Raw genomic sequence first — 23888 nt, forward strand, 5'->3', positions numbered from 1 at the left:
CACTTTAATATACTAAATATTCTGCTTTTTCTATACCAAAAAATCGCTTTTCTTACGTCGAACTCAGGTTTTAAGTTCGGACTGGCTAATGGTGTTTACCAAGCCTAATCCTATTAGCAGGTTCTTTTTAACGGGAAAGAACATGCTCCAAAAACTCGAATCGTAGAAAACGGAAGCATTTACTTCTGTGGACAGGTATACTTTTTTGGGAAATTTTGTGCCAACCTCGTTTACAATATCTTCTATTAGTTTAAAAAGTTGGGGTTCTTCTTGCCGGGTTATTTCCAGTAGATGGGTACGGTCTATTTTGTGTGATTTAAAAATAAACTTCAATAGAAAAATAAGTATCAGACCTCCAAAGCTGGCCATGCCAATACCTAATGCTAAGGTAAAGAACATGGGCTTGCTTGCAATAAGCATGATACCGCCATACACGCATAGTGCGGTTAAACCACATACTGTTAAAAAGATAAGCAGGTAGGTAATAGCAAAGAAAATAATGGAAACGATAGCTTTGGTCGTTTGTTTTTTAAACTCGGGTGTTAGTTTTATGTCTTTAATTTTCATAAACAAGCTTTGGTTAATAGGTTCCAAATACATACGTAATGGGTTTTGAAATATGTAATTGCATTAATGTATGTACGATGCGCCTTTCAAATATACATAAGTGAATTATAAAATAATAATATTATTCTTACTTGATAATCGTCATTTAAATGCTCCCGTGCTTACCTCGAAATTAAAGAATGATTTCCTGTAAATGTCTTGCGTACTTGCACCGAGGAGGTTTACTTTATTAGGTATTGTATTTACTACTTGTCTCTAACTTCATACTTACTATTTGCATACTATAAGCACGCTATAACCACGCTATAAGCATGCTATAAGTACTAAGTACCTATATTGTAACGTTATGTAACAGGGCCATGTGCAATAATTGCCGGCCTGTGGTTTAATATATTACGTTATGGCAAAGCAAAAAGGTATTACGCCCTTTGTAGGGACACTAGGAGGTATTAATTTTTATTATCTGAAGGGCAAGCCAGTGGCTCGTAAAGCGGGTGGTGGCTTTAATTCTAAGGCTATAAAAAGTAAAGGCAGTATGCAACGGGTACGCGAGAATGCCAGCGAATTTGCGCATTGTTCTCAGGTCAATAAGGTGTTTCGCCAGGCTTTACGTCCGTTTTATCAGGGGGTTAAGTTTAGTTCTTTTCACAGTTATTTAATGCGCTTGTTTTTGGGGTTAAAGGATCTGGACGGGGTGCACGCGCGCGGCCAGCGCAGGGTTGGTTCGGGTGTTGATACGGCCGAGGGGACTTTGTTATTACAACAATTTGATTATACACCGGCCTGTGACATTACTACGGTATTGCCCTTTAAATTTGTTTATGATGCTTCCAACTACACCTTAACCATCCTGGATTTTAATATTTCCAAGGTTGCTTTTCTCCCGGGGGCTACGCATGTGGAGCTTTTATATGGTGTTTTGGATTTTAATTTTGAGACTTTGGACTATGACTTGCATTTGGCTTCGTCCCTTGTTCTAGACCGCAATTATAGTGGGGGCGGTTTGTATTTGGAGCCTTCCACGCTACCCACAGGTATTGGTACTTGCCTGGCGGTTACCGGGGTGCGTTTTTACCAGGAGGTAGATGGTGAACTTTATATGCTAAAGGACCAGACGGGTGTTGGGTTAGTTGTTGGTTGTTAGTTGTTGGTTGTTTGGTAATGCTGTTATGGAGTTATGAAGTGATGAAGTGATGGAGTTATGGGGTTATGAGGTTATGGAGTGATGGTGTTATGGAGTGATGAGGTTATGGAGTTAGGAGTTAGAAGTATTGGAGTTTAAAGTTTGAAGTTAGAGGTTATGAGGTTATGGAGTTATGGGGTTATGAGGTTATGGAGTTAGGAGTTAGGAGTTAGAAGTTAGAAGTATTGGAGTTTAAAGTTTGAATTTAGAGGTTATGAAGAGATGGAGTTATGGAGTGATGAGGTTATGGAGTTAGGAGTTAGGAGTTAGAAGTTAGAAGTATTGGAGTTTAAAGTTTGAAGTTAGAGGTTATGAAGTGATGGAGTTATGGAGTGATTAGGTTATGGAGTTATGTGGTGATGGGGTTATGGAGTTAGGAGTTAGGAGTTAGGAGTTAGAAGTATTGGAGTTTAAAGTTTAAAGTTTGAAGTTAGAGGTTATGAAGTGATGGAGTTATGGAGTTATGTGGTGATGGGGTTGTGACGTTTGAAGTTTGGATGGTTAAAAGAAACGGGGATTGGTTGACTGTTGTGGTTTGTGATAATTGTAAATATTCCTAGAGGATTCTGATTAAACGAATAAAATATTTTTGTGAATTTTGAAACCATAAGTATTGACTATTCTTACAAAAAGAGTATATTTAAAAGCTAAATAAATAAAACCCATTACCTACATAATGACCTCAAGCTTTTCGTTTTTAAAAGATAGCTATCCGGAGTTGTTTGCAATCAGTGAGTTATCTGAAAAACTACTTGCTATTGACCCTAGCTCTTCTATTAGTAAATCACGTTTGTTTTCGGAAAAACTTAGTGCATTAGTTTGGGAGTTTGAAGGATTAGAGGCGTTTCAAGGCACACAGATAAGTCGCATCAATCAGCTTTTTTATGGTAATTATATTCCTGATGCGGTGAACGATTTGTTGCATGTTATTAGAAAATCCGGTAACAAAGCAAGCCATAATGGGAGTGGGAGCCCTCAGGAAGCTTTATACATATTAAAAAAATGTTTTCAATTGGCCTGGTGGTTTTATGAAACTTATGAAGATGATATTGTAGAAGATAAAAGCTATAAGCTTCCGGAAGAAGCGCAGCAACCGGACATAGCGTCTTTGAACATTGAACTGGAGCGCCTTTCGAAGGAGGTTGTAAGTTATAAAGAAAAAATAGCAGCGCTAAACGCTAACAAGGACGTTATTCGGCAACGTAAGGAACGTTCGTATCAAAGTTCCCGAAACATAGATAAGTCCGAAAAAGAGACCAGAGTTCTTATTGATGAACAGTTGCGACAAGTAGGCTGGGAATGTGACACCGAAACCCTGAATTTTAAAAGCCACAAAACTTTACCGGAAAAAGGACGAACAATTGCCATAGCGGAATGGCCTTGTGATGGTAAATGGGCCGACTATGCGTTGTTTATAGGTACAAAGCTTTATGGTATTGTGGAGGCCAAAAAATATGCTACCGATATTTCAACCGATTTACGTCAGTCTAAAATATATGCCTCAAAACTTAACGGCTCAGCGTCCTGTGAATTGCTGGGTGAATGGCACAGCTATAAAGCGCCTTTTTTGTTTTCAACGAATGGGCGTCCGTATTTAGAGCAATTAAAAACCAAGAGTGGCATTTGGTTTTTAGATGTTAGACACAAAACCAATGCGCCTCAAGCCTTAAGAGGTTGGCACTCGCCAGAAGGCTTAGAAGCACTCTATAAACGCAATATTCAGGAAGCCAATGAACGCCTGTCACAAAGTGATTATGAATACCTGAAAAACAAGAGTGGTCTGGGGTTACGCTACTATCAAATAGATGCTATCAAGGCCATTGAGAATAAAATTAAAACGCAACCAAACGATAAACGCTCGCTTTTGGTGATGGCTACCGGGACGGGGAAAACCAGAACGGTTTTAGGATTAACCTATCGCTTTATTAAGTCCGATCGATTTAAGCGTATTTTATTCCTTACGGATAGACGTTTATTGTCTAAACAAGCCACGGCTAGTTTTAACGATACGCGTATTGAAAACCTACAAACGTTTGCCGGGATTTATAAAATGGAAGATACTACGGTGTCTAATCCCGATAACGAGACCCGCCTGCATTTTGCTACCGTACAAAGTATGGTGAAACGCTTGTTTTATTCTGACGACCCCTTGTCAATCGATACGTATGATTGTATCATTATCGATGAAGCTCATAGAGGCTATAATCTGGATAAGGAAATTGACGAAGACGACTTGCATTTTAAGGATGAAAATGATTATGTGAGTCAGTATAAACGCGTGATTGACTATTTCGATGCGTATATTATTGGTTTAACGGCCACACCAGCCTTACACACTTCCGAAATTTTTGGAAAACCGGTCCATAGCTATTCTTACCGGGAAGCGGTTATTGATGGCTATTTAATAGACCATGAGCCACCTTATCTCATTAAAACCAAACTAAGCGAAGAAGGTATTGTTTGGGAAAAAGGAGAGAAACCAAAAGTGTATGATCCGGAAACAAACACCATAGAAGAATTATCGGAGCTGGAAGATGAATTGCGTATTGAAATCGAGCAATTCAATAAAATGGTGATTACCGAACCTTTTAATAGAGAGGTCATCAAGCAATTGGTAAAGGAAATTGATCCCGAAGAGGATGAAAAGACCTTGGTATTTGCCGTTCGCAATAGTCATGCCGATATGATTGTAAATCTTCTTAGAGAGGAATATGCCAATATTGGTTACGACGTAGCCCAGGGAACGATTGAAAAAATCACAGGGAATGCTTACGATCCTGATGAACTAACCAAACGTTTTAAAAACGAGAAATTCCCGACCATTGCGGTAACGGTCGACTTACTGACTACGGGTATCGATGTGCCTCAAATTACGAATCTGGTGTTTTTGCGTCGCGTGCGTTCACGTATTCTTTTTGAGCAAATGCTGGGGCGTGCTACGCGTTTATGCGATGATATTAATAAAGAATTTTTTAGAATTTACGATGCGGTAAGGGTTTATGAGGCTTTAGAAGATTACACTCAAATGCAGACGGTTTCCAACCCGAGTATCAGTTTTACAAAGTTGATAGAAGAGTTCAATCACATCAATAAACCGGAACGGGAAGTGCGGCAACTTGAGCAGATTATTGCCAAACTACAACGCAAAAAAGGTGCCTTGGAAGAACATAGTCTAGAGGAGTTCAGTTACCACGCTAATGGTAATAGTCCTGAAGCCTTTATAGACATGCTTAAAGACCTTTCTGCCGGAAACATTAGAAATGTGATTACCGATTATAGTAGCTTGTGGCAATTTTTAGATAAGAAAATCTTTAGGCCCAAAGTGCAATTAGTGTCCGAGCATACCGACGCGTATCGCGGTATGGAGCGCGGCTATGGGAAGGCTTCAAAACCTGAGGACTATATTGAGGGCTTTAAAACCTTTATTCGGGACAACCGAAATACCATAGCAGCTATTAACATTCTTTGTACGCGGCCTTCGGAACTGGATCGTGCGTCGTTAAAAGAACTTAAAATGAAACTGGATGCGGAAGGCTACACCAATATTGGCTTAAACACCGCATGGAAGCAAATGAAAAATGAAGATATCGCGGCCGATATTGTGTCTTTCGTACGTACTATGGCTCTTGATGCCCATTTAGAAAATCATGAAGATCGTATTAAAAGAGCGGTAGATAAAATACGCAATATGCAGGACTGGAATAAAATACAATTAAAATGGATTGAGCGTTTTGAACTTCAGTTACTGAAAGAAACCATTTTACAAATTCCGGATCTTGATGAAGCGCCTTTTAACCGCGATGGTGGTTATAACCGCTTAAATAAAATATTTGATAATAAACTGGACGCTATTATTATCTCATTAAATGAAAACTTATATTCGGCTTCTTAGTCCAAGTAGATTCCTCTTTGAAGGGGGCTAGGGGGATGTGATAAAACGTATGCGAAACAAAATAATACCCTATAATCCTAAATTGAAGGCCTATGCCCGGGAGCTGCGTAACAACAGTACGCTGGGAGAGGTGTTACTCTGGCAAAAGATTAAAGGCAGGGCCTTGGGCGTGCAATTTCACAGACAGGTGCCCCTGAATGCATTTATTGTAGATTTTTATTGTCATGAATTGCAATTGGCTATTGAGGTTGATGGACGTAGTCATGATTTTAAATATCGTTATGATGCTAAGCGCCAGGGGATTTTGGAATCTTTAGGTGTTCGGTTTGTGAGATTTCAGGACAGGGAGGTAAAACAAGACATGTTTAGTGTTATTTTAGCGCTCCAGTAAGTGGTTGATGCGATGCGGGAGCAATGATTGGCGTTGGGGTAATATTTGGGGAATGGACACCCCTAAGGCCCCCTCAAGGGGACAATTTTAAGAGTGTATTATAAGAGACAACATATTAGAAATTAGAAAGATGAGTGCAGAAGAAATTGCAAATAAGCTGTGGAATTTATGTAATGTATTAAGAGATGACGGTGTTACGTACCATCAATATTTAAACGAATTAACCTATATCCTGTTTTTGAAACTTTCGGAAGTTAAAGACTTTGAAGCGCATATTCCAGAAGAATACCGTTGGAGAGGTTTTGTAGAAGAGCACGATAACAACGAAGCCTTTGTGCGTTACCGTAAGTTTTTGGCCGAAGTCAGTAATGAGACTTCCAGTGAGAGTATTAAGGAAATCTACACGAATGCCTCTACCAGTTTACGCAAGCCTGTAAACTTTAATACGTTGGTACAGGCCATCGATAAGATTGACTGGTACGAGCAGGACGATCGTGATGTGATGGGTGATATTTACGAGAGTCTGTTAGAGAAAAATGCAGGTGAAAAGAAGAGTGGGGCCGGGCAATATTTTACCCCCAGACCGCTGATTAACGTGATGGTCGATTTAGTCGTACCTAAATTAGGGGAACGTTGGAACGATCCTGCCGCGGGGACCTTTGGATTTATGATCTCTGCTGATAAATACTTACGCGATAAAACCGATAACTATTATAAGCTGGATGCCAAACAATTAAAATTCCAGGAGGAAGAGGCTTTTAGTGGGGTGGAATTGGTAAGTGATGCCCATCGATTGGCCTTGATGAATGCCCGACTACACGGGATGGAAAGCACCATCTATTTAGGCGATACCCTTACCGATTTTGGTAAAACGCTTAAAAACTTTGACGGCGTATTGGCTAACCCGCCTTTTGGCACCAAAAAAGGCGGCGAAAAGCCTACCCGTGACGATTTAACATTTTTATCCAGTAACAAGCAGCTTAACTTTTTACAGCATATTTACCGGAGCTTAAAAAAGAATGGTGAAGCTCGTGCGGCGGTAGTATTGCCGGATAACGTCTTGTTTGAAGATGGTGATGGACAGCGCATACGGCAGGATTTAATGAACAAATGTAATCTGCATACTATTTTGCGTTTGCCTACTGGTATTTTTTATGCCGCAGGCGTCAAAACCAATGTGCTGTTCTTTACGCGTGGAAAAACGGAAACCAATAATACCAAAGGGGTTTGGTTTTACGATATGCGTACCAATGTCCCTAACTATGGAAAACGCACCCCGTTTACCGAAGCCGCTTTTACCGATTTTATTAAAGCCTATACAGGAGGTATAACTGCGAAAAATGTAGATCAAGATTACGATGGTGCTATAGATCACGACAAGCGTTTAACGATTAAGGACGAACGTTGGCAATACTTAACTCGTGAAGCCATAGCCAAAAAGAATGATAGTTTGGATTTGGGCTTGATAGCGGATGATAGTATTAGTAATGGGGAGGATTTAGGCGAACCTATAGCTATTGCAAAAGAAGCCATGGAAGAGCTTAAAAGTATAACGGCGCAATTGGAAGCCATGATAAAGGAATTGCAATAGTATGGGGCTGCCAAAAACATGGGTCGAGACTACGTTAGGTGAGATTGCAGAATGGTCTTCAGGAGGAACACCCAAAAAAGGTATTTCCAGTTACTATGGAGGGGATATACCTTGGATTAAAACAGGAGATCTTAATGATGGAATTGTTACTGAGGTATCCGAATATTTAACCCAAGAAGGAATTAATAACTCTAGTGCAAAGATTTTCCCAAAGGATTCAGTGGGAATTGCAATGTATGGAGCTACTATTGGAAAAACGGGAATATTTGGAATTGACGCGGCAACAAATCAAGCTTGTGCTGTGGCTAAACCATACTTGGGAATGAATAGATTCTTACATCTATACCTAAAATCCCAAAAACAAAATTTTATAGACAAAGGTAAGGGCGGAGCTCAACCAAATATATCTCAAACAGTTATAAAAGCTCATAAAATTTCACTCCCACCACTACCAGAACAGGAACGCATTGTAGCCAAGTTAGATGTGTTGTTTGGGCAGCTAGACCAAATGAAACAAAGTCTGGAGCGTATTCCACAGCTCTTAGCTAATTTTAAACAACAAGTGCTTTCCCAAGCGGTAACAGGGAAGTTGACTGAGGCTTGGAGAGAGGGGAAGGAATTGGAAAATTCATTTAAAGAAATCAAAGAGGAATATAATGTAAGAGATTTTAAAGTAAAACTTCCAGAAGAGTGGTGTGTATTATCCTTTCAATCAACATCTTTTATTAAATCTAATTTGGTTTCACCCGATGATTATTGGGATTATCCACTTATTGCACCTGACAACATTAAAGCAATGACAGGTCAACTAATTAATAAACCATTAGTTAATGAAATAAAACCAAAAAGCCCTAAGCATTTGTTTCAATCAGGTGCAATTATATATTCTAAAATACGTCCATATTTATCTAAACTTACAATAGTAGATTTTGAAGGTTTATGTAGCGCTGATATGTACCCAATTGAGACTAATTTAAATATAAAATATCTCTATTACTACATGCTATCCGGATTGTTTTTGTCTTATGCTACAACAGCAGGAGAAAGAAGTGTTCTGCCTAAAATAAATCAAAAGGGATTAAACCAAATTCCAGTACCTGTTCCCTCTTTAGAAGAACAACAAGAAATTGTCAACCGTGTAGAAAGCTTATTTGCTAAAGCAGATGCTGTAGAAGCCCAATACCAAGGCCTTAAAGCCAAAATAGTCAGTTTACCACAAGCCATTTTACATAAAGCGTTTAAGGGGGAGTTAGTGCCTCAATTAGAAAGTGACGGTGATGCCAGAGAGTTGTTAAGTGAGATTGAGAAGTTGAAGGGGGAGGGGAAGCCTAAAAGGAAAGCGAGGACTGAAAAAACGTTATAAAATGAAACCACAAACCATACAAATATTTTTACCAGACGGTTCCCCAACCAGTATTCGTGAAGCCGAGTTAACAAACAGGTTGGTAAAAGCCATTTTATTTCCCAGAAATAAAATACAGGAGGTAGCCAAACGTGAGATGGTCCATTATACGGGTGTATATTTTTTGTTTGGTAATACGGAAGATGGGGCTAAGCCTTTAGTTTATATAGGGGAAGGCGAAGATTGTTTTAAACGCATTCAATCCCACAACCGCAATAAGGATTTCTGGACCCATTGTGTTATTGTTTCCACCAAAACAGATGAATATACCAAAACAGACGGTAAATACCTTGAATACCATAGTTTGGTTAAGGCTAAAGAAATAGGTAGATATGTTATTGAAAACGATGGCGGCTCCAATAAACCTTCGATTTCAGAAAGTAGAGAATATGATTTGTTAGACAATTTTGAAACGGCTAAAATGCTTTTAGCGACTTTAGGGTACCCCATTTTTGAAGACAAACGAAAAGCTAAAAGTGCCAAAGAACTATTTTATTGTCAGGGTAAAGATGCTAAAGCCACCGGGGAACTTACCGATGATGGTTTTTTAGTTTACAAGGATGGTATTTGCAATTTGGAGCCTACAAAAGGCATGAATAAATGGATTGGTATTTTAAGAAACAGACTTGTAGAAGAAGATATTCTTAAACAAGAAAATGATGTCTTGGTTTTGCAACAAGATTATATTTTTAATTCTCCTAGTGCAGCCGCAGCGACCATTTTAGCTCGATCTGCCAATGGGTGGAAAGAATGGAAAAATAAGCAGGGGGTAACCCTGGATGCGTTAAAGCGAAACTAATTCAGTATGCTGGCAAGTAGTTAGTTTTGTCTACTAGGGTGAAATTTAAACAATCTCTTCATTTTTTCTTTAATGGTATTTTGTTTCGAGCTTTTTAACCATGGCATATGCGTTATCCAAAAACACCCCTTCGTCAAAAGAGCTTAAGGCCTTATTGGAACGGCGTATTAAGGAACTGGAAGGGTAATGCTCGGTTATTTTATCTATATCTTACTGTATATCTCCATTTAACTATTCTGAAGCTCGCCTCGAAACCAAAATGTTGTTCATATGAAGGATTCGTTATAATGCACTTTTTTCGTTAATCTGCCTTAATATGTATAATTTATTGTGTAAAAACTGGTAGCCCCTATTTAAAATGATAGTTTTGCAGGTATAATAAAAACTAGAAAATACAATTAGTTATGAGTCAAGTAAAAGCGAATGATACTGTACGGGTGCATTACACGGGAAAATTAACCAACGGCCAGATTTTTGACAGTTCTGAGGGTAGAGATCCTTTAGAATTTACCTTAGGTCAAGGGATGCTTATTCCTGGGTTTGAAAAAGGCGTATTGGACATGGAGGTTAATGAGAAGAAAACGGTTAACATTCCTGTAGGAGAAGCTTATGGTGAGGTGCGTCAGGAATTATTTTATGAAGTGAACAAAGAGCAGCTACCTCCAGAGATGACTCCAGAAGTGGGTATGGGATTAGCTTCTAAAAATCCAGATGGTACAGAAGTCCAGTTTCGTGTTGCAGAGGTTCATGACAACCATATTATAGTGGATGCTAATCATCCGCTAGCAGGACAGGATCTTATCTTTGATCTTGAATTGATTGAAATAAAGTAAGAAGTTGTTTTAGAATAGTAAATAAGAAACCTGAATATATGTTCAGGTTTTTTTTGTGAATGTAATAGTTCCTGATTGGTGTGTGTTGTTTAGAAGGGGGGGCGACTGAAGCACCTGTTGATTTTAAAGAATGAGATTCTCTGTCTGTCGCTAGGTAGGTTTGTTTCGCTAGGAATGATAGAGGAGAGTTGGAAGCTAGAAGTCCGAAGAAGGGGGGGAGGGGTTTCAAGTTAAAAGATTAGGAACGGTGCTTTTCAATTACTATTGTTTGTCATTCCTGTGCAGACAGGAATTCATCTATTATAGTTATCTGTTATTTTGAGGATGAGGGATTCCCTGCCTGTCGCAGTCGGGTTCGCTTCGCTGTGCTCGCTCGGGAAGATTAAGTTATGCTATCCTGAAATTCCCATTAATTCTTCCAATTAACCAAAAAGTCTTTTAAATTTTGAAATTTGTGAAAGTAAAATAAAGACCATAGGATTCCCCACAGCATGATGGCAAAAAGTACGTAAATACCGGTTTCTTGTTTGTAGACAGCTAGGTATGTACTCCAGGTACTTCCAATAATTAGGTAAAAGAATAATGCTCTTTTAACGGAGGTACTTACCATTCCGGATAGAAAGTTCCAGGCTGTTAGTCTATGGGTAAAAACAGGGTTTTTAGGATCGGAAACGTCAATCAATACTTTTTGAGAAAAGTTCAGGTTAACAATAAGGATTTGGTTATGTATTTCATACTTGTAGTCGAACATTTTTAGGAAGGTTTCTGTATTTTTAAGATCCATAGTTGGTTTTGGTTGCACTTAGATTGGTTTTAAAGCTTTAAAAGTATTGGTTTTTAGAGGTATAGCTGTTTTGGGAATGTTAAGGAATTGTAATCTTGTTGTATAGAGGTCTTTGGAAGTCTGTTTTTAGTACCTTTTAAATAGGTTGGTTTTAAGGAGTGACCTTTTAGAAATAATGGGTAGGCTTACGTTTTTAAAGTTTTTGACTTACATTTGTTTGGTCTTTACAAATATAAAGTGGGACTAATCGCTTTGGGGCATTATGGATTTAACGAAAATTAAAAACTACTTATTGTCATTGGAACAGGTTCCATCGTTGTTTTACCTTATTAAGTGGATTTTTATTTGTTTGCTCTTAGGGGCTATCACGGGTAGTGTGTCGGCTTTTTTTCTTTTAAGTTTAGAATGGGCAACTAATTGGCGTGAATCGCATTTATGGATCATCGCTTTGTTGCCAATAGGTGGTTTTATTATCGGTTTGTCGTATTATTTATATGGTAATAGTGTTGTTAAAGGAAACAATTTATTGCTAGAGGAATTTCATTCACCGAAAAAGATTATACCATTTCGAATGGCTCCCTTAGTGCTTTTTGGAACGGTTTTAACACATCTTTTCGGGGGCTCGGCTGGGCGAGAGGGTACTGCTGTTCAAGTTGGTGGTGCTATTGCAGACAGATTTACAAAGCTTTTTAAACTTTCTAAGCGTGACCGAAGGGTTGTGTTAATTGCTGGTATAAGTGCTGGTTTTGCTTCTGTTTTTGGAACACCTTTGGCGGGTGGTATTTTTGCTCTTGAGGTAATGGTGTTGGGACGCATAAGGTTGGAAGCTGTTGTTCCGAGTTTTTTGGCTGCTGTATTTGCTGACTATTTTTGTGATGTTTGGAATGTAGGGCATACGCATTACCATATTGCATCTGTAGCCAATATGACACCAGTAAATCTTTTATGGGCTGTATTGGCAGGAATCATTTTTGGTCTTGTGGCTATGTTGTTTTCTAAGTCAACTCATTTTTGGAGCGACCTGTTTAACTCGAGAATAAAGTACCCGCCACTTCGTCCGGTAATTGGTGGTGTGGTGTTGGCTGTTGTAATCTATCTCATGGGAACCACAAAATATATAGGATTGGGGATTCCGACTATTCTGGATGCTTTTAATGAACAGTTGAATTCTTATGACTTCATTTTAAAGATTTTATTTACCTCGTTTACCTTGGGGGCAGGTTTTAAGGGGGGGGAGGTTACGCCTTTATTTTTTATTGGTGCGACCTTAGGGAATGTGTTAATATGGTTTATTCCTTTGCCTATGGGTTTATTGGCTGGGATGGGGTTTGTTGCTGTTTTTGCGGGGGCAACCAACACACCTATTGCTTGTACTATTATGGGGATTGAACTTTTTGGTATTGAGTCTGGTGTTTTTATGGCTTTGGCTTGTTGTACGGCATATTTGTTTTCTGGCCACTCTGGGGTATACTCTTCACAAATTATAGGAAGCCCTAAGCATAATGTCTATATGCGTGAAAAGGGCTTACCACTTTCTGATGTTAAAAATAAGCGTAATAGCCGAGGGAAGCATTTATAGTTTTAGGTGTTTGTCTTTTTTCGATTATTCCTTTGTATAAAACAAAGGGTGTTGGCTTAACTATTGTTTAGGTTGATTCGTTTTTGTTCGCTATGGCTTTTTAAGGCAGCTTCAATCACTTTTATCACCAGCATGCCTTCTTCGGCGCTTACGGGTAGGGGTTTATTATTTCTTAGAGCTTCATAGATGCCGTTGTAATAATCCATATAGTTGCCTCTGGCGGTTGGAATGTATTCTTTTATAACCCTGCCGTCTTTTTCGGTATGTAAGAGTCCTTTTTCTTCATCGGGAACGATTCCCCATTCGGGTGTTCCGGGCATGTTTCCAGCAATGAGCTCTGCTTCCTGGATATCTGCTTTGGATTTTATAAAGGAACCTTTTTTTCCGTGTAAAATGTTTCCTGGGAGGGGCTCTCTAACATAATAACTTGATTTTAGTATAACTCGATGTGTCGGGTAAAATAGTTTTAAATCGAAATAGTCGTTTACTTTTGAATTAGGCCTGTAAGCATCTAAGTCGGCTTGTACGGCATGGGGTAAACCAAAAAACTGTATGGCTTGATCGATTAAGTGGGATCCCAAATCGTATAAACTCCCCACACCGGGTGTGGGGAGTTCTTTATGGGTTTTATAACTAAGCCCCGGATTGTAACGATCGTAATGGAATTCGGCTTCTACGATGTCGCCTAGGCAGCCGTCATTTAAGATGCTTTGTACGGTCTTGAAATCGCTGTCATAACGCCTGTTATGATATACAGAAATGGTTACGTTTTTGGTTTTAGCCAGTTGTATTAATTCTTTGGCTTCCGAAACCGTGGTTGTAAATGGTTTTTCTACAACCAAGTGTTTGCCCACGCTTATAACCTTTTTGGAAAACTCATAATGTGTAATGTTGGGTGTGTTGACAACAACTAATTCAATGGACTCATCGGCCAGGATATCTTCTAAGGAGCGAAACGTTTTTATGTTAGGATAGTGCTCTTGCGCCAGATTTTTTGTTCGTTCTAAAACACCGTATAAATTAAAATTGGGGTTTACTGAAATGAATGGTGCATGAAACACCTTTCCGCTCATTCCGTAAGAGCATAAGGCTGTATTGATTGGTTGCATATGGTTCACTCTTTTTAATATGTATAATTCGAACTGACATTTTGAAACTGGTTTAGTCCAAAATGCTAGATGGGTAAATATAATATAATTCGTCGACTACGACTAGGTGTTTTTAATAGGTACTATTTTATTAAATTAATAATATTTGGACTTATTTTGGGTGTTTTATGAGATAATAAATGAAGGTTTTTGAAATATATTGAAAACAAACAAACAATAGAGCAATATTTATGTTGCAATGGTTAAATTTGAAACACTAAACGTATAATTTATAGTGCATAGATTGATGAGAAAGCTCAACGAATTTATTTGGGAAACCCACGGTATTCATGCGGGTACGGAACAGGATCATGTAAAACATGGTATTGATAAATTGGAAGATATTATAGATAAGGCCATTGAGGCAAACCACCCTAGCATTACCTTTATAATTCATTCGCCCCGTTTAACGAGTTTTCGCTATGTTGCGGAAAGGGATACGAATGTAAAATTTATTAGAGGTAACAGATCATATTTAAATTACCCTAAACGTATAGCTAACTTACGTGAAAAATATGCAGGTCGCATTAATATTAAGTATGGCGTTGAATTGGAATGGATGGGGCCTGATTTGGGATTGCAGTGGAGTCGATCGAAAATATTTCAGGCAGAAGAGGCCGATTATGTAATTGGTTCGGTTCATTTTGCTCCAGAAGGCTTACCTTATGATGGAACAAAAGAGGAAGCCCTTGAGTTGTTGAAGTTAAGGGGGAGTTTGGAAGCTTATTGGGATGGCTATTTTAATGAAATGATCCAAATGATTGAGTGTTTTGGTGATATGATCCAAATAATAGGACATATAGATTTGCCTAAGTTAAATGTAGATATGCCTGAAGCTTTGGTGAATTTTGAAACCAGTTCACATCCTTTAGCCAATAAATTCAGAACCTTATTAGAGCTTATAGCAGACCGTAATCTTTCGTTAGATGTTAACATGGCGGGTAAGTTTAAGGGTGTTGGTGTTTATCCTACACAAAATATTTTAAGAAGAGCTAATGCGCTTCAAATTCCTGTATGTGTGGGAACTGATACGCACCATGTAAGGTATTATGGACTCAATTTTAAAGAAAGCTTAGAATATATCCAAGAGGCTGGTTATGAGAGTTATGTGAGTTATTCAAAATTAATTCCTGAAAACCGTACTATTTTTGACGATCACGATCTAAAAGTTAAATACACTGTTTTAAATAAGGGAATTGAATTGTTGAATCAACGGTTTGAAAACGACCAAAGGCGAATTATTCCTGATTTTTCTTTTGGAGGTTCCTTTTCTGAGTTTGTAGACATCTATAGGAACGCTACTGGTATGGGGGAATATAATGCCATCCGAATCAGGAAATGGGGCAAATCAATTACGGTTACTAATGAGATACCAGAAAATGCGTGTGATAAAGTAAACGGTTTATTTTCAGAGCATTTGGACAAACCAGGTGTTATATCCTCATTGTTTAACACTTTGGCCTCCGAAGGTATAAATGTTGAAACAGCTCGATTAAAATCAAACAATGATGGTACGGCAGTGGCCTTTATATCCATAGAAGGAGGTGATAAGGAAAAAGTGAAAAGTGCCATAGATTTTGCCAATGGAACGGATGCTGGACTTTTTAGTAAATTAATCTATCAAGAAAACGCTGAGTTGCCCAATTATAATAGGGAAGGGGTGTATTTACTTGAGATGGACGGTGTGGCTCTGAATTTGGTTCTGGGAGAGAAAGTAATCTTAACAAAGCATCATAATGCTCCTGGTGTTTTACTAATATTACTTTCTGCTTTGGCTTCAAAGCACATTAATATTATTGACCTTAGATTGGGACGTCTAAACAATATAGGATATTCTGCTGTAGCTATTGATGGAGATAGTAATGTGATTAAAGATTTATTGTCTAAGTTGGGGGAACAGTATTATGAGGCGAATTTAATTGAGTTTCATAGTATGTAATTATTTTTGCCAACCAATCTGTAAATTCCTTTAAATCAACTGCTTTTTTTGGGATGTTGGTCTAAAGGAATTTTTATGTTTGTTACTTATTTTAAGTGAAAGGGTTAAGCGCCTAATTCTGAAGTAATTTCTTGAACAATAGATACAGCTGTGTCAAGTTCGTCTTTGTTGACAAATATTTCCTGAAATCCCGGTACAATACCACCTCCAAAACCAGCTAGTCTTGCGGATTCTGTTTGATCTTTAACGATGGGGTTAATGTCTATAGCTTCAAGTTCTGTAACGATGCGCTGGACAATTATAAAATCGCCAGTATATATTTTTATATAATTGGAGTCTTTCATCACTTTATGGATTTTGAGTTTCTATTAAATATACAATTTTTTAAACAAAAAAGTCAGCTTTAAGCTGACTTTTATTACAAAACGATTATATTTTCTGTTTATCTTAATTCGGCTCCCAACTGTTTTTCGAAGTTTGATTGGAGTTTGCTCATAATCTTGTCTATTTGCTTATCTGTAAGCGTTCTGTTGTCATCCTGAAGGGTAAAGCTGATTGCGTAGCTTTTTTTTCCTTTAGGAAGATTTTTGCCTTGATATACGTCAAACAGGTTTACTCTTTTAAGCAGCTGCTTTTCGCTTTGCTTTGCAATTTTATGAATCGATTCAAATGTAACGGATTCATCTAGCAATAAGGCAAAATCGCGACGTACTTCAGGGTATTTGGGTATGTCTTTATAAGTAATTTTATTGCGTTTTACCAAGTCTAATATGTTGTCCCATTTAAAATCTGCAAATAACACTTCTTGGGAGATGTCAAAATTCTTAAGGATACTTTTTTTCAAGATACCGAATTCTACAACATTGGTTTTTCCAAGGCTAAATGAAAGTCCTTCACTAAACATGTCGTCTTGTACTGGTTTTTCATCGTATCTGGTAATTCCCAGGCGTTCCAAAATGGTAGAAATGTTTCCTTTCATAAAAAAGAAATCACTTTTAGAACTCAAACCATGCCAATGTTCTGGGGTGTTGTTTCCTGTAGTGAATATGGTAAGGTGTTTGTATTCTTCTCTTTGCTCATTAAATTGGTGGTAAGTTTTCCCAAATTCAAAAAGCTTAAGGTCTTGTCTTTTTCTGTTAATGTTGTAGGACAATGCTTCTAATCCGGAAAAGAGTAGAGATTGTCTTAAAACGGACAGGTCGTTGCTTAGTGGGTTGAGCATGGTTATGTTATGCTCTTCCTTTAGTTGTTCACTTAATGCAATATAGTTAGGTGTTGTTAGTGAGTTGGCCATGATCTCAAAGTAACCCTGAGCAGCCAACTGGTTGCCAACTATATTTTGGATTTTATGATCGTCAAAGCGAGAACTACTGGAAATTGAGGCGTTTAGTTTGTCGGTTGTTTTAATATTATTATAGCCATAAACACGCAAAATTTCTTCAATAATATCGGCTTCTCTTTGAACGTCATTCCTATAGGCTGGAACGGTTAGGCCCAAACCGGTTTCGGTAACATTATTAACTTTTATGTCCAAAGAAGTGAGAATGCGCTTAATGGTTTCTTTTGGGATTTCTTCGCCAATTAATTTTTTGGCATTGTCAAAACTTAATCGCACCTGGAAATCTTCTATTTTCTTGAGGTAAATATCAATGATGTCGCTTGTAATTTCTCCTCCGGCTATTTCTTGAATTAGCAGGGCAGCACGCTTTAAGGCGTACTCGGTGATATTGGGATCGATACCGCGTTCAAATCTAAAAGAAGCATCTGTGTTTAAGCCGTGACGTTTAGCCGATTTTCGAATGCTTACAGGGTTAAAGTAAGCACTTTCCAGGAAAATGCTCGTGGTTGCTTCTGTAACACCAGAGTGCGAACCTCCAAAAACACCGGCAATACACATAGGTTTTTCGGCGTCGCAAATCATAAGGTCGTCTTCATGAAGTTCTCGTACAATACCGTCTAAGGTTTCAAATTTTGTTCCTGCGTCGAGCTTTTTTACTTCAATTTTGTTTCCTGCAATTTTAGTAGCATCAAATGCGTGTAGTGGTTGTCCTAACTCATGGAGTACGTAATTGGTAACATCGACAATATTATTGATAGGGCTTAAACCAATTGCTTTTAATCGGTGTTGTAACCAATCGGGGGAGGTTTTCACTTTTATTCCCGAAATGGTAAGCCCGCAATAACGTGGCGCCAAGTCCTTGTTTTTTACTTCAACATCAATTTTTAGAGTGCGATTATCAACGTGAAAGGCACTTACTGATGGTGTTATGAGTTCTAAATTTATTTCTTTTTGGGCGAAGCCTGCTTTTAGGTCACGAGCTGTTCCGTAATGGCTCATGGCATCAGCTCTGTTTGGCGTAAGTCCAATTTCAAAAACGTGGTCGTTTTCTATATCAAAAATATCGGCAGCAGGGGTTCCAACTTCAATAGCGTCTTCTAGAACCATTATACCGTCATGGGATTTACCTAAGCCTAGTTCGTCCTCGGCACAAATCATACCATGACTTTCTTCGCCTCTAATTTTTCCTTTTTTTATAACCCAAGCTTCACCCGTTTCACTGTACAGTGTTGTTCCAATGGTGGCAACTGGCACTTTTTGTCCTGCTGCAACGTTGGGAGCTCCGCAAACTATTTGAAGTGGGGATTCGCCGCCAATATTAACTGTTGTTACTTTTAGTTTATCGGCGTTAGGGTGTTTGCTACAGCTTATTACTTCTCCAACAACAACGCCTTCAAGTCCGCCTTTTACAGATTGGTAGGATTCAATACCTTCTACTTCAAGGCCTAAATCTGTAAGTAGTTCGCTGGTTTCTTCAGGTTTCCAATCTGTTTTAATAAATTGTTTTAACCAATTGTATGAAATCTTCATAAATGATCTGCTGTTTAAGTGTGCAAAGATAAAATATTGGAGCAAGCATTCAAACAATGCAATATAATTTGTAAATTAATCTCTTTATTAACTTAAATCTAATGTTCTATGAATTTATTAACTAGAGTATTACTAGTGTTTTTGGTGCTTGCAATAGTTGCTTGTAGGGACACTAAAAAGGAGGAAGAAGAGACTAAGGCAGCCTTGAGTAAAATTGAAAATATTGAGTCTCAGGTGGAGGGTATTTCGGAAGAAGTAGACACACAAGCCAATGAAATGGAAAGCGCTTTAAAAGAATTAGATAGTATTTAAAAATAATATGATATGAAAGTATTTAGGCATATAGTGATAATGGTTTTTGTAATGGTCTTGTCGAGTGGGACAACGCTTATTGCACAAGGGAAGAGCAAGGAAACTAAGGGTAAGGAGAAAAAGGAACATAAGGAAAAGAAAGTAAAAAAGGAGGGTGAAGTAGATGGTGATTATAAGATAGGTGATCGTTCTAAATTGGAAAAAGAAGATAAGGCTTCTAAAGATAATAAGGGGCAAGGTAATGCGTATGGGAAGCATAAAGGGGAACTAAAAGGCAGAGCCTTTGGTCAAGCAAGAGCAGCAGAGGCAAGGAAGAAGTTGGACGATGAGTTTGCGGTTTTGGAGGAAAGGGAAAGAGATGTTAGAAAAGGAAAAGAACGTATAGAAGAAGCTAGAAAGCGTGTTGATAAGGAAAAGGAGTCTGGGGTTCTAACGGAGGATAAGGAAAAGGAAAAGCGGGGTGTTATTGAAAAGGCAGAAAAAGAATTGAATGATTTAGATGAGGCTATTAAAAGGGGGAAAGAGCGTATTGAGCAAGAGAAGGAAAAGCTTCTGAAGATATACAAGGAATCATAAACTTTTAACGGATTCTTTGTGATGGGGTGTTAAAAAAAAGAGAATTTGTTTAAGGTATGTTAATTAACAGTTTACTTGTGTTATTTAACAAAACCATAACATGGGTAAGGGGCATAAGTATCTATCTTAGATTTAATTAAGTGTAACAAACAAACCATCAATCAAATTACAATCAGTTCTTATAAGCTCGTCCAGTTTGGTCGGGCTTTTAGATTGATCGCGCGACAAAAAATATTGTTGTGATAAGTTAGCTAATGTAATTCCATATGTTTTTATACTTTCCTAAAGCTTTGTAAGTATTAAGGATAGATTGGTTTTCTTCAAGCGATAGTTTAGGGTCGTTTTGAAGCAACTTTTTTGCGTAAAATCGAGCACTATGCAATATATCATTGTCTTTAATGATGTCTGCTATTTTTAGGTTTAAAACACCGCTTTGTTGTGTGCCCATAAGGTCTCCGGGGCCGCGTAGGCGCAAGTCTACTTCTGCAATTTCAAAACCATCATTACTTTTAACCATTGTTTCTAAGCGTATTTTACTGTCGTTACTAAGCTTATGGCTGGTCATTAGGATGCAGTAGCTTTGTTCTGCACCTCGCCCTACGCGCCCTCTTAATTGATGTAATTGGGAGAGTCCGAAGCGCTCGGCGCTTTCAATAATCATTACGGATGCGTTGGGTACGTTAACACCTACTTCAATAACTGTGGTTGCTACCATAATCTGGGTTTCTCCTTTCATAAAGCGTTGCATTTCGTATTCTTTATCGGCTGGCTTCATTTTGCCATGGACTATGGATATTTGATAATTTGGAGGAGGGAAATCTCTAACGATGCTTTCGTAACCGTCCATTAAATCTTTGTAGTCCATGCTTTCGCTTTCTTGAATTAAAGGGTATACAATATAGACTTGCCTTCCTTTCGCAATTTCGTCCCGAATGAACTTAAAAACATTTAAACGGTTTTTGTCGTAGCGGTGTACTGTTTTGACGACTTTTCTGCCGGGGGGTAACTCGTCGATGACAGATACGTCTAAATCGCCATAAACCGACATGGCCAGGGTTCTTGGAATTGGTGTTGCTGTCATGACCAGAACATGAGGAGGAGAGGTGTTTTTTCTCCATAGTTTGCTTCTCTGCTCAACACCAAAACGATGTTGCTCGTCGATAATGGCAAGTCCTAAATTTTTAAATTTCACCTTGTTTTCAAGTAGGGCGTGTGTGCCAATTAGAATGTGTAATGTGCCGTTTTCTAAAGCTTCATGGATTTCTTTTCTAGTTGAAGTTTTGGTTGATCCTGTGAGTATTTTTACACTGATATTCAGTTGTTTGCATAGTGGTTTTAATCCGTTGTAGTGCTGGACTGACAAAATTTCAGTCGGAGCCATTAAGCAGGCTTGAAAACCGTTGTCGATTGCGATTAACATTGACATGAAGGCAACTATTGTCTTTCCAGAGCCAACGTCGCCCTGTAGTAAGCGATTCATTTGTGCATTGCTCCCTAAATCGGCACGTATTTCCTTTAGTACTCTCTTTTGTGCATGTGTTAGTTCGAAAGGTAAATGTTCCTTAAAAAAGGTATTGAAGTTGTGGCCAACCTTTTCGAATGGAAATCCTTTGATTTTAGATTTGTGAACTTGGTTTTTTATAATTAGTTGTAGTTGTATATAGAATAACTCTTCAAATTTCAATCTAAATTGTGCACGGGCCAGTAGTGTTTGGTTTTTGGGGAAATGAATATTGAAAAGGGCTTCTTGTTTGCTTATTAAGTTTAGTTCGTTAATTAAATTATTGGATAATGTTTCGGTAAATTTACCATTGGATTCGATAAAAAGTTGTTGTATGATTTTGCTAATTATTCGATTGGAAATGCCTTTGTTGGATAATTTTTCGGTAGATGGGTATATGGGTTGCATGGCCGAACGTAGATTTTTCTCATGTGCTTCTAAAGCTTCTACTTCGGGATGTGGCATGCTAAACTTGCCATTAAACCAATTTACTTTACCAAATATAACATAGGGTCTGTTTAATTTTAGGCTTTCTTTGATCCATTTTTGGCCTCTAAACCATACCAATTCCATAGCTCCGGTTTCGTCCGTAAAATTGGCAACGAGGCGTTTGCCGTGTTTTTGTGAAACTTCTTTAAAACTTGTAAGTTTTCCAATGATCTGGACTTCGGAACTGTTCCGTTGAAGTTGATTGATTTTGTAATACTGCGTGCGGTCTAGGTAACGATTGGGGAATAGGTTGATTAAATCTTGATAGGTATGTATGCCCAACTCCTTGCGTAATAGATCGGCGCGATTGGATCCTACGCCTTTTAAATAATCGATAGGAGTTTGCAGGTTAATACTCATAGAGCGAATTTAAGTGTTTTCATTTAAACGAAAAACAGTAATTGTATACAAATTATATTGGGCTCATTTAAACTTTTTATTTTATTCGTAATAAATTGTAAATTTCATATTTAAAAGCACATATGGACTTACCTAATTTTAAGAAACATTTGATTGAAAAAATGGGGCTAACAACTGAGGCTTTTGTTCAGGTTGAACGGTATGTTAAGGTGAAAAAAGTGGTTAAAGGAGAGTTTTTGTTAAAGCAAGGGAAGGTGTGTAAGCATTCTTTTTTTGTAGAGCAGGGCTTGTTGCGGTTTTATGCCTTAAATGAAGAAGGTAAAGAAAATATTTTGCAGTTTGCTACGGAGCATTGGATTGTAAGCGATCGTGGTAGTGTTTATTTTAAAGAACCTACTACTTACTGTATTGATGCGTTTGAGGATACTGTAGTGGTACTTTTGGATGAAAGTTTTATAGAGCAGGTTTCAAAAATAAGTCCTGATTTCAGGCAGCGCAACGAGCGATTGCTCCAAAACCATATTCGCCATTTATACAAGCGTATAAGTTTATTATTAGGTGCATCGGCAAAGAGTCGCTATTTGGATTTTATAAAGATGTATCCTGATGTTATGTTGCGTGTACCGCAGTGGATGATAGCTTCGTACCTTGGGATAACTCCAGAAAGCTTAAGCCGCGTTCGAAAAACCCTGGCGGAAGAAAATTTTAAGATTCATTAGTGATTTAGGTACTTCTTAACATACATCAATGTACAGGTTAATTGGCCTAGTTAACTTTGTGTTGTAATTTTAGAAGGAAAGGATTAAAAAATGAAAACAATTGTTCATAAAGCAAATACGCGAGGATATGCTAATCATGGTTGGTTACAGTCTTATCATAGTTTTAGTTTTGCTAATTACTACAACCCTGATCGTGTTCATTTTGGGGCTTTGCGTGTTTTAAATGATGATACCGTAAGTGCAGGAATGGGGTTTGGTACGCATCCGCACAGTAATATGGAAATCGTTTCTATTCCCTTGGAGGGCGATTTGGAACACAAGGATAGTATGGGAAATACCTCGATTATTAGAGAGGGAGAAATACAGGTTATGAGTGCTGGGACGGGCATCTATCATAGTGAGTATAATAAAAACAAAGATGTTCCTGTAAAGTTTTTACAGATTTGGGTAGTGCCAAATGAACAAGATGTAGCACCACGTTATGATCAGATTACTATAGAGGCTTTAAAAAAGGATAATTTATTTTATGGGATATTGTCTCCTGAAAATGAGTATGCAGGGGTTTGGATACATCAAGACGCCTGGTTTTTTATGGGAGAATTTAATGAAGAAACTGAAATTGATTATGTTCTAAAGAGGGAAGGTAATGGAGTTTATTTTTTTGTTTTGGATGGTGAAGCGGAAATTGCAGGAAATAAACTTGAAGAACGTGACGGGTTGGGTGTTTGGGAAACGCCATCTGTAGCTGTAAAGGCTAAAAAGGGAGCCAGAGTATTGGCCATAGAGGTGCCAATGTTAAGGTAAAACAGCTAAGTTTAATCGAAGAGAATTCCTCGAGGCTAAGCCTCGGCAGTTCGTTTCAAGAAATTCTTTTATTACTTTAAGCAAAGTGCTTAGCGTTAAATTTAGATGTAATGGTACTTATCATACATCAATGCACATCTTTTTTATAAG

19 protein-coding genes are annotated in these 23888 nt (G+C 38.0%); 13 read left to right on the forward strand and 6 right to left on the reverse strand.

Annotated features, from left to right (window positions below; translation table 11 throughout):
* Positions 1–63: 63 nt before the first annotated feature.
* Positions 64–600, reverse strand: coding sequence for a M48 family metallopeptidase (locus ABD792_RS04080; RefSeq protein WP_345004527.1), 537 nt, complete (start codon positions 598–600; stop codon positions 64–66).
* A gap of 367 nt (positions 601–967) precedes the next feature.
* On the opposite strand from ABD792_RS04080, the gene ABD792_RS04085 reads away from it, so the two are divergent.
* From ABD792_RS04085 to ABD792_RS04115, 7 genes are all read left to right on the forward strand, one after another.
* The gene (locus ABD792_RS04085) at positions 968–1711 is read left to right on the forward strand and encodes a hypothetical protein (protein ID WP_345004528.1); all 744 of its coding nucleotides are present in this window, start codon (positions 968–970) and stop codon (positions 1709–1711) included.
* Between the two features lie 715 nt (positions 1712–2426).
* Entirely contained in the window at positions 2427–5642 is a 3216-nt protein-coding gene (hsdR, locus tag ABD792_RS04090; protein WP_345004529.1) for a type I restriction-modification system endonuclease, read from the forward strand.
* A gap of 49 nt (positions 5643–5691) precedes the next feature.
* On the forward strand, positions 5692–6033 hold the full coding sequence (locus ABD792_RS04095; RefSeq protein ID WP_345004530.1) for an endonuclease domain-containing protein: 342 nt from the start codon (positions 5692–5694) through the stop codon (positions 6031–6033).
* A 130-nt stretch (positions 6034–6163) separates the two neighbouring features.
* Positions 6164–7624: a class I SAM-dependent DNA methyltransferase gene (locus ABD792_RS04100; protein ID WP_345004531.1), complete on the forward strand. Its 1461-nt coding sequence runs from the start codon at positions 6164–6166 to the stop codon at positions 7622–7624.
* A 1-nt stretch (position 7625) separates the two neighbouring features.
* Positions 7626–8987: a restriction endonuclease subunit S gene (locus ABD792_RS04105; protein WP_345004532.1), complete on the forward strand. Its 1362-nt coding sequence runs from the start codon at positions 7626–7628 to the stop codon at positions 8985–8987.
* A gap of 1 nt (position 8988) precedes the next feature.
* On the forward strand, positions 8989–9825 hold the full coding sequence (locus ABD792_RS04110; protein ID WP_345004533.1) for a GIY-YIG nuclease family protein: 837 nt from the start codon (positions 8989–8991) through the stop codon (positions 9823–9825).
* 404 nt (positions 9826–10229) lie between these two features.
* A complete protein-coding gene (locus ABD792_RS04115) occupies positions 10230–10658 on the forward strand; it encodes an FKBP-type peptidyl-prolyl cis-trans isomerase (RefSeq protein WP_345004534.1) in 429 nt (142 codons plus the stop codon).
* Between the two features lie 409 nt (positions 10659–11067).
* Here ABD792_RS04115 and ABD792_RS04120 read toward each other — a convergent pair whose 3' ends face one another.
* Positions 11068–11460, reverse strand: coding sequence for a hypothetical protein (locus tag ABD792_RS04120; RefSeq protein WP_345004535.1), 393 nt, complete (start codon positions 11458–11460; stop codon positions 11068–11070).
* A 244-nt stretch (positions 11461–11704) separates the two neighbouring features.
* Here ABD792_RS04120 and ABD792_RS04125 point away from each other — a divergent pair, with 244 nt between their 5' ends.
* Entirely contained in the window at positions 11705–13021 is a 1317-nt protein-coding gene (locus ABD792_RS04125; protein ID WP_345004536.1) for a voltage-gated chloride channel family protein, read from the forward strand.
* 56 nt (positions 13022–13077) lie between these two features.
* Here ABD792_RS04125 and ABD792_RS04130 read toward each other — a convergent pair whose 3' ends face one another.
* Positions 13078–14130: a Gfo/Idh/MocA family oxidoreductase gene (locus tag ABD792_RS04130; protein WP_345004538.1), complete on the reverse strand. Its 1053-nt coding sequence runs from the start codon at positions 14128–14130 to the stop codon at positions 13078–13080.
* A 286-nt stretch (positions 14131–14416) separates the two neighbouring features.
* On the opposite strand from ABD792_RS04130, the gene ABD792_RS04135 reads away from it, so the two are divergent.
* Entirely contained in the window at positions 14417–16108 is a 1692-nt protein-coding gene (locus ABD792_RS04135; protein WP_345004539.1) for a histidinol-phosphatase HisJ family protein, read from the forward strand.
* A 104-nt stretch (positions 16109–16212) separates the two neighbouring features.
* Here ABD792_RS04135 and ABD792_RS04140 read toward each other — a convergent pair whose 3' ends face one another.
* Together ABD792_RS04140 and pheT are read right to left on the reverse strand one after the other, a co-directional pair.
* A complete protein-coding gene (locus ABD792_RS04140) occupies positions 16213–16452 on the reverse strand; it encodes a putative signal transducing protein (RefSeq protein WP_345004540.1) in 240 nt (79 codons plus the stop codon).
* 98 nt (positions 16453–16550) lie between these two features.
* A complete protein-coding gene (gene pheT / locus ABD792_RS04145) occupies positions 16551–18977 on the reverse strand; it encodes a phenylalanine--tRNA ligase subunit beta (protein WP_345004541.1) in 2427 nt (808 codons plus the stop codon).
* A gap of 108 nt (positions 18978–19085) precedes the next feature.
* On the opposite strand from pheT, the gene ABD792_RS04150 reads away from it, so the two are divergent.
* Positions 19086–19289 (forward strand): hypothetical protein, encoded by a 204-nt coding sequence (locus ABD792_RS04150; protein WP_345004542.1) that lies wholly within the window; start codon positions 19086–19088, stop codon positions 19287–19289.
* A gap of 12 nt (positions 19290–19301) precedes the next feature.
* A complete protein-coding gene (locus ABD792_RS04155; protein ID WP_345004543.1) occupies positions 19302–19865 on the forward strand; it encodes a hypothetical protein in 564 nt (187 codons plus the stop codon).
* 247 nt (positions 19866–20112) lie between these two features.
* Here ABD792_RS04155 and recG read toward each other — a convergent pair whose 3' ends face one another.
* Positions 20113–22215: an ATP-dependent DNA helicase RecG gene (gene recG, locus ABD792_RS04160; protein ID WP_345004544.1), complete on the reverse strand. Its 2103-nt coding sequence runs from the start codon at positions 22213–22215 to the stop codon at positions 20113–20115.
* A 122-nt stretch (positions 22216–22337) separates the two neighbouring features.
* Between recG and ABD792_RS04165 the strand changes: the two genes are divergently transcribed.
* Positions 22338–22934, forward strand: coding sequence for a Crp/Fnr family transcriptional regulator (locus ABD792_RS04165; protein WP_345004545.1), 597 nt, complete (start codon positions 22338–22340; stop codon positions 22932–22934).
* A 90-nt stretch (positions 22935–23024) separates the two neighbouring features.
* Positions 23025–23738, forward strand: coding sequence for a pirin family protein (locus ABD792_RS04170; RefSeq protein ID WP_345004547.1), 714 nt, complete (start codon positions 23025–23027; stop codon positions 23736–23738).
* Positions 23739–23888: the final 150 nt, after the last annotated feature.

Origin of the sequence: Snuella lapsa (assembly GCF_039539345.1) — a bacterium.
Lineage (GTDB): Bacteria > Bacteroidota > Bacteroidia > Flavobacteriales > Flavobacteriaceae > Snuella > Snuella lapsa.

Excerpts from the sequence above, each read along its gene's own strand:
- ABD792_RS04150 (WP_345004542.1), top strand. The coding sequence starts at position 19,086 with ATGAATTTATTAACTAGAGTATTACTAGTGTTTTTGGTGCTTGCAATA.
- ABD792_RS04155 (WP_345004543.1), top strand. The coding sequence starts at position 19,302 with ATGAAAGTATTTAGGCATATAGTGATAATGGTTTTTGTAATGGTCTTG.
- ABD792_RS04135 (WP_345004539.1), top strand. The coding sequence starts at position 14,417 with ATGAGAAAGCTCAACGAATTTATTTGGGAAACCCACGGTATTCATGCG.
- ABD792_RS04110 (WP_345004533.1), top strand. The coding sequence starts at position 8,989 with ATGAAACCACAAACCATACAAATATTTTTACCAGACGGTTCCCCAACC.
- ABD792_RS04085 (WP_345004528.1), top strand. The coding sequence starts at position 968 with ATGGCAAAGCAAAAAGGTATTACGCCCTTTGTAGGGACACTAGGAGGT.
- ABD792_RS04095 (WP_345004530.1), top strand. The coding sequence starts at position 5,692 with ATGCGAAACAAAATAATACCCTATAATCCTAAATTGAAGGCCTATGCC.
- ABD792_RS04165 (WP_345004545.1), top strand. The coding sequence starts at position 22,338 with ATGGACTTACCTAATTTTAAGAAACATTTGATTGAAAAAATGGGGCTA.
- ABD792_RS04100 (WP_345004531.1), top strand. The coding sequence starts at position 6,164 with ATGAGTGCAGAAGAAATTGCAAATAAGCTGTGGAATTTATGTAATGTA.
- hsdR (WP_345004529.1), top strand. The coding sequence starts at position 2,427 with ATGACCTCAAGCTTTTCGTTTTTAAAAGATAGCTATCCGGAGTTGTTT.
- ABD792_RS04105 (WP_345004532.1), top strand. The coding sequence starts at position 7,626 with ATGGGGCTGCCAAAAACATGGGTCGAGACTACGTTAGGTGAGATTGCA.
- ABD792_RS04140 (WP_345004540.1), bottom strand. The coding sequence starts at position 16,452 with ATGAAAGACTCCAATTATATAAAAATATATACTGGCGATTTTATAATT.
- ABD792_RS04115 (WP_345004534.1), top strand. The coding sequence starts at position 10,230 with ATGAGTCAAGTAAAAGCGAATGATACTGTACGGGTGCATTACACGGGA.
- recG (WP_345004544.1), bottom strand. The coding sequence starts at position 22,215 with ATGAGTATTAACCTGCAAACTCCTATCGATTATTTAAAAGGCGTAGGA.
- pheT (WP_345004541.1), bottom strand. The coding sequence starts at position 18,977 with ATGAAGATTTCATACAATTGGTTAAAACAATTTATTAAAACAGATTGG.
- ABD792_RS04080 (WP_345004527.1), bottom strand. The coding sequence starts at position 600 with ATGTATTTGGAACCTATTAACCAAAGCTTGTTTATGAAAATTAAAGAC.
- ABD792_RS04170 (WP_345004547.1), top strand. The coding sequence starts at position 23,025 with ATGAAAACAATTGTTCATAAAGCAAATACGCGAGGATATGCTAATCAT.
- ABD792_RS04125 (WP_345004536.1), top strand. The coding sequence starts at position 11,705 with ATGGATTTAACGAAAATTAAAAACTACTTATTGTCATTGGAACAGGTT.
- ABD792_RS04130 (WP_345004538.1), bottom strand. The coding sequence starts at position 14,130 with ATGCAACCAATCAATACAGCCTTATGCTCTTACGGAATGAGCGGAAAG.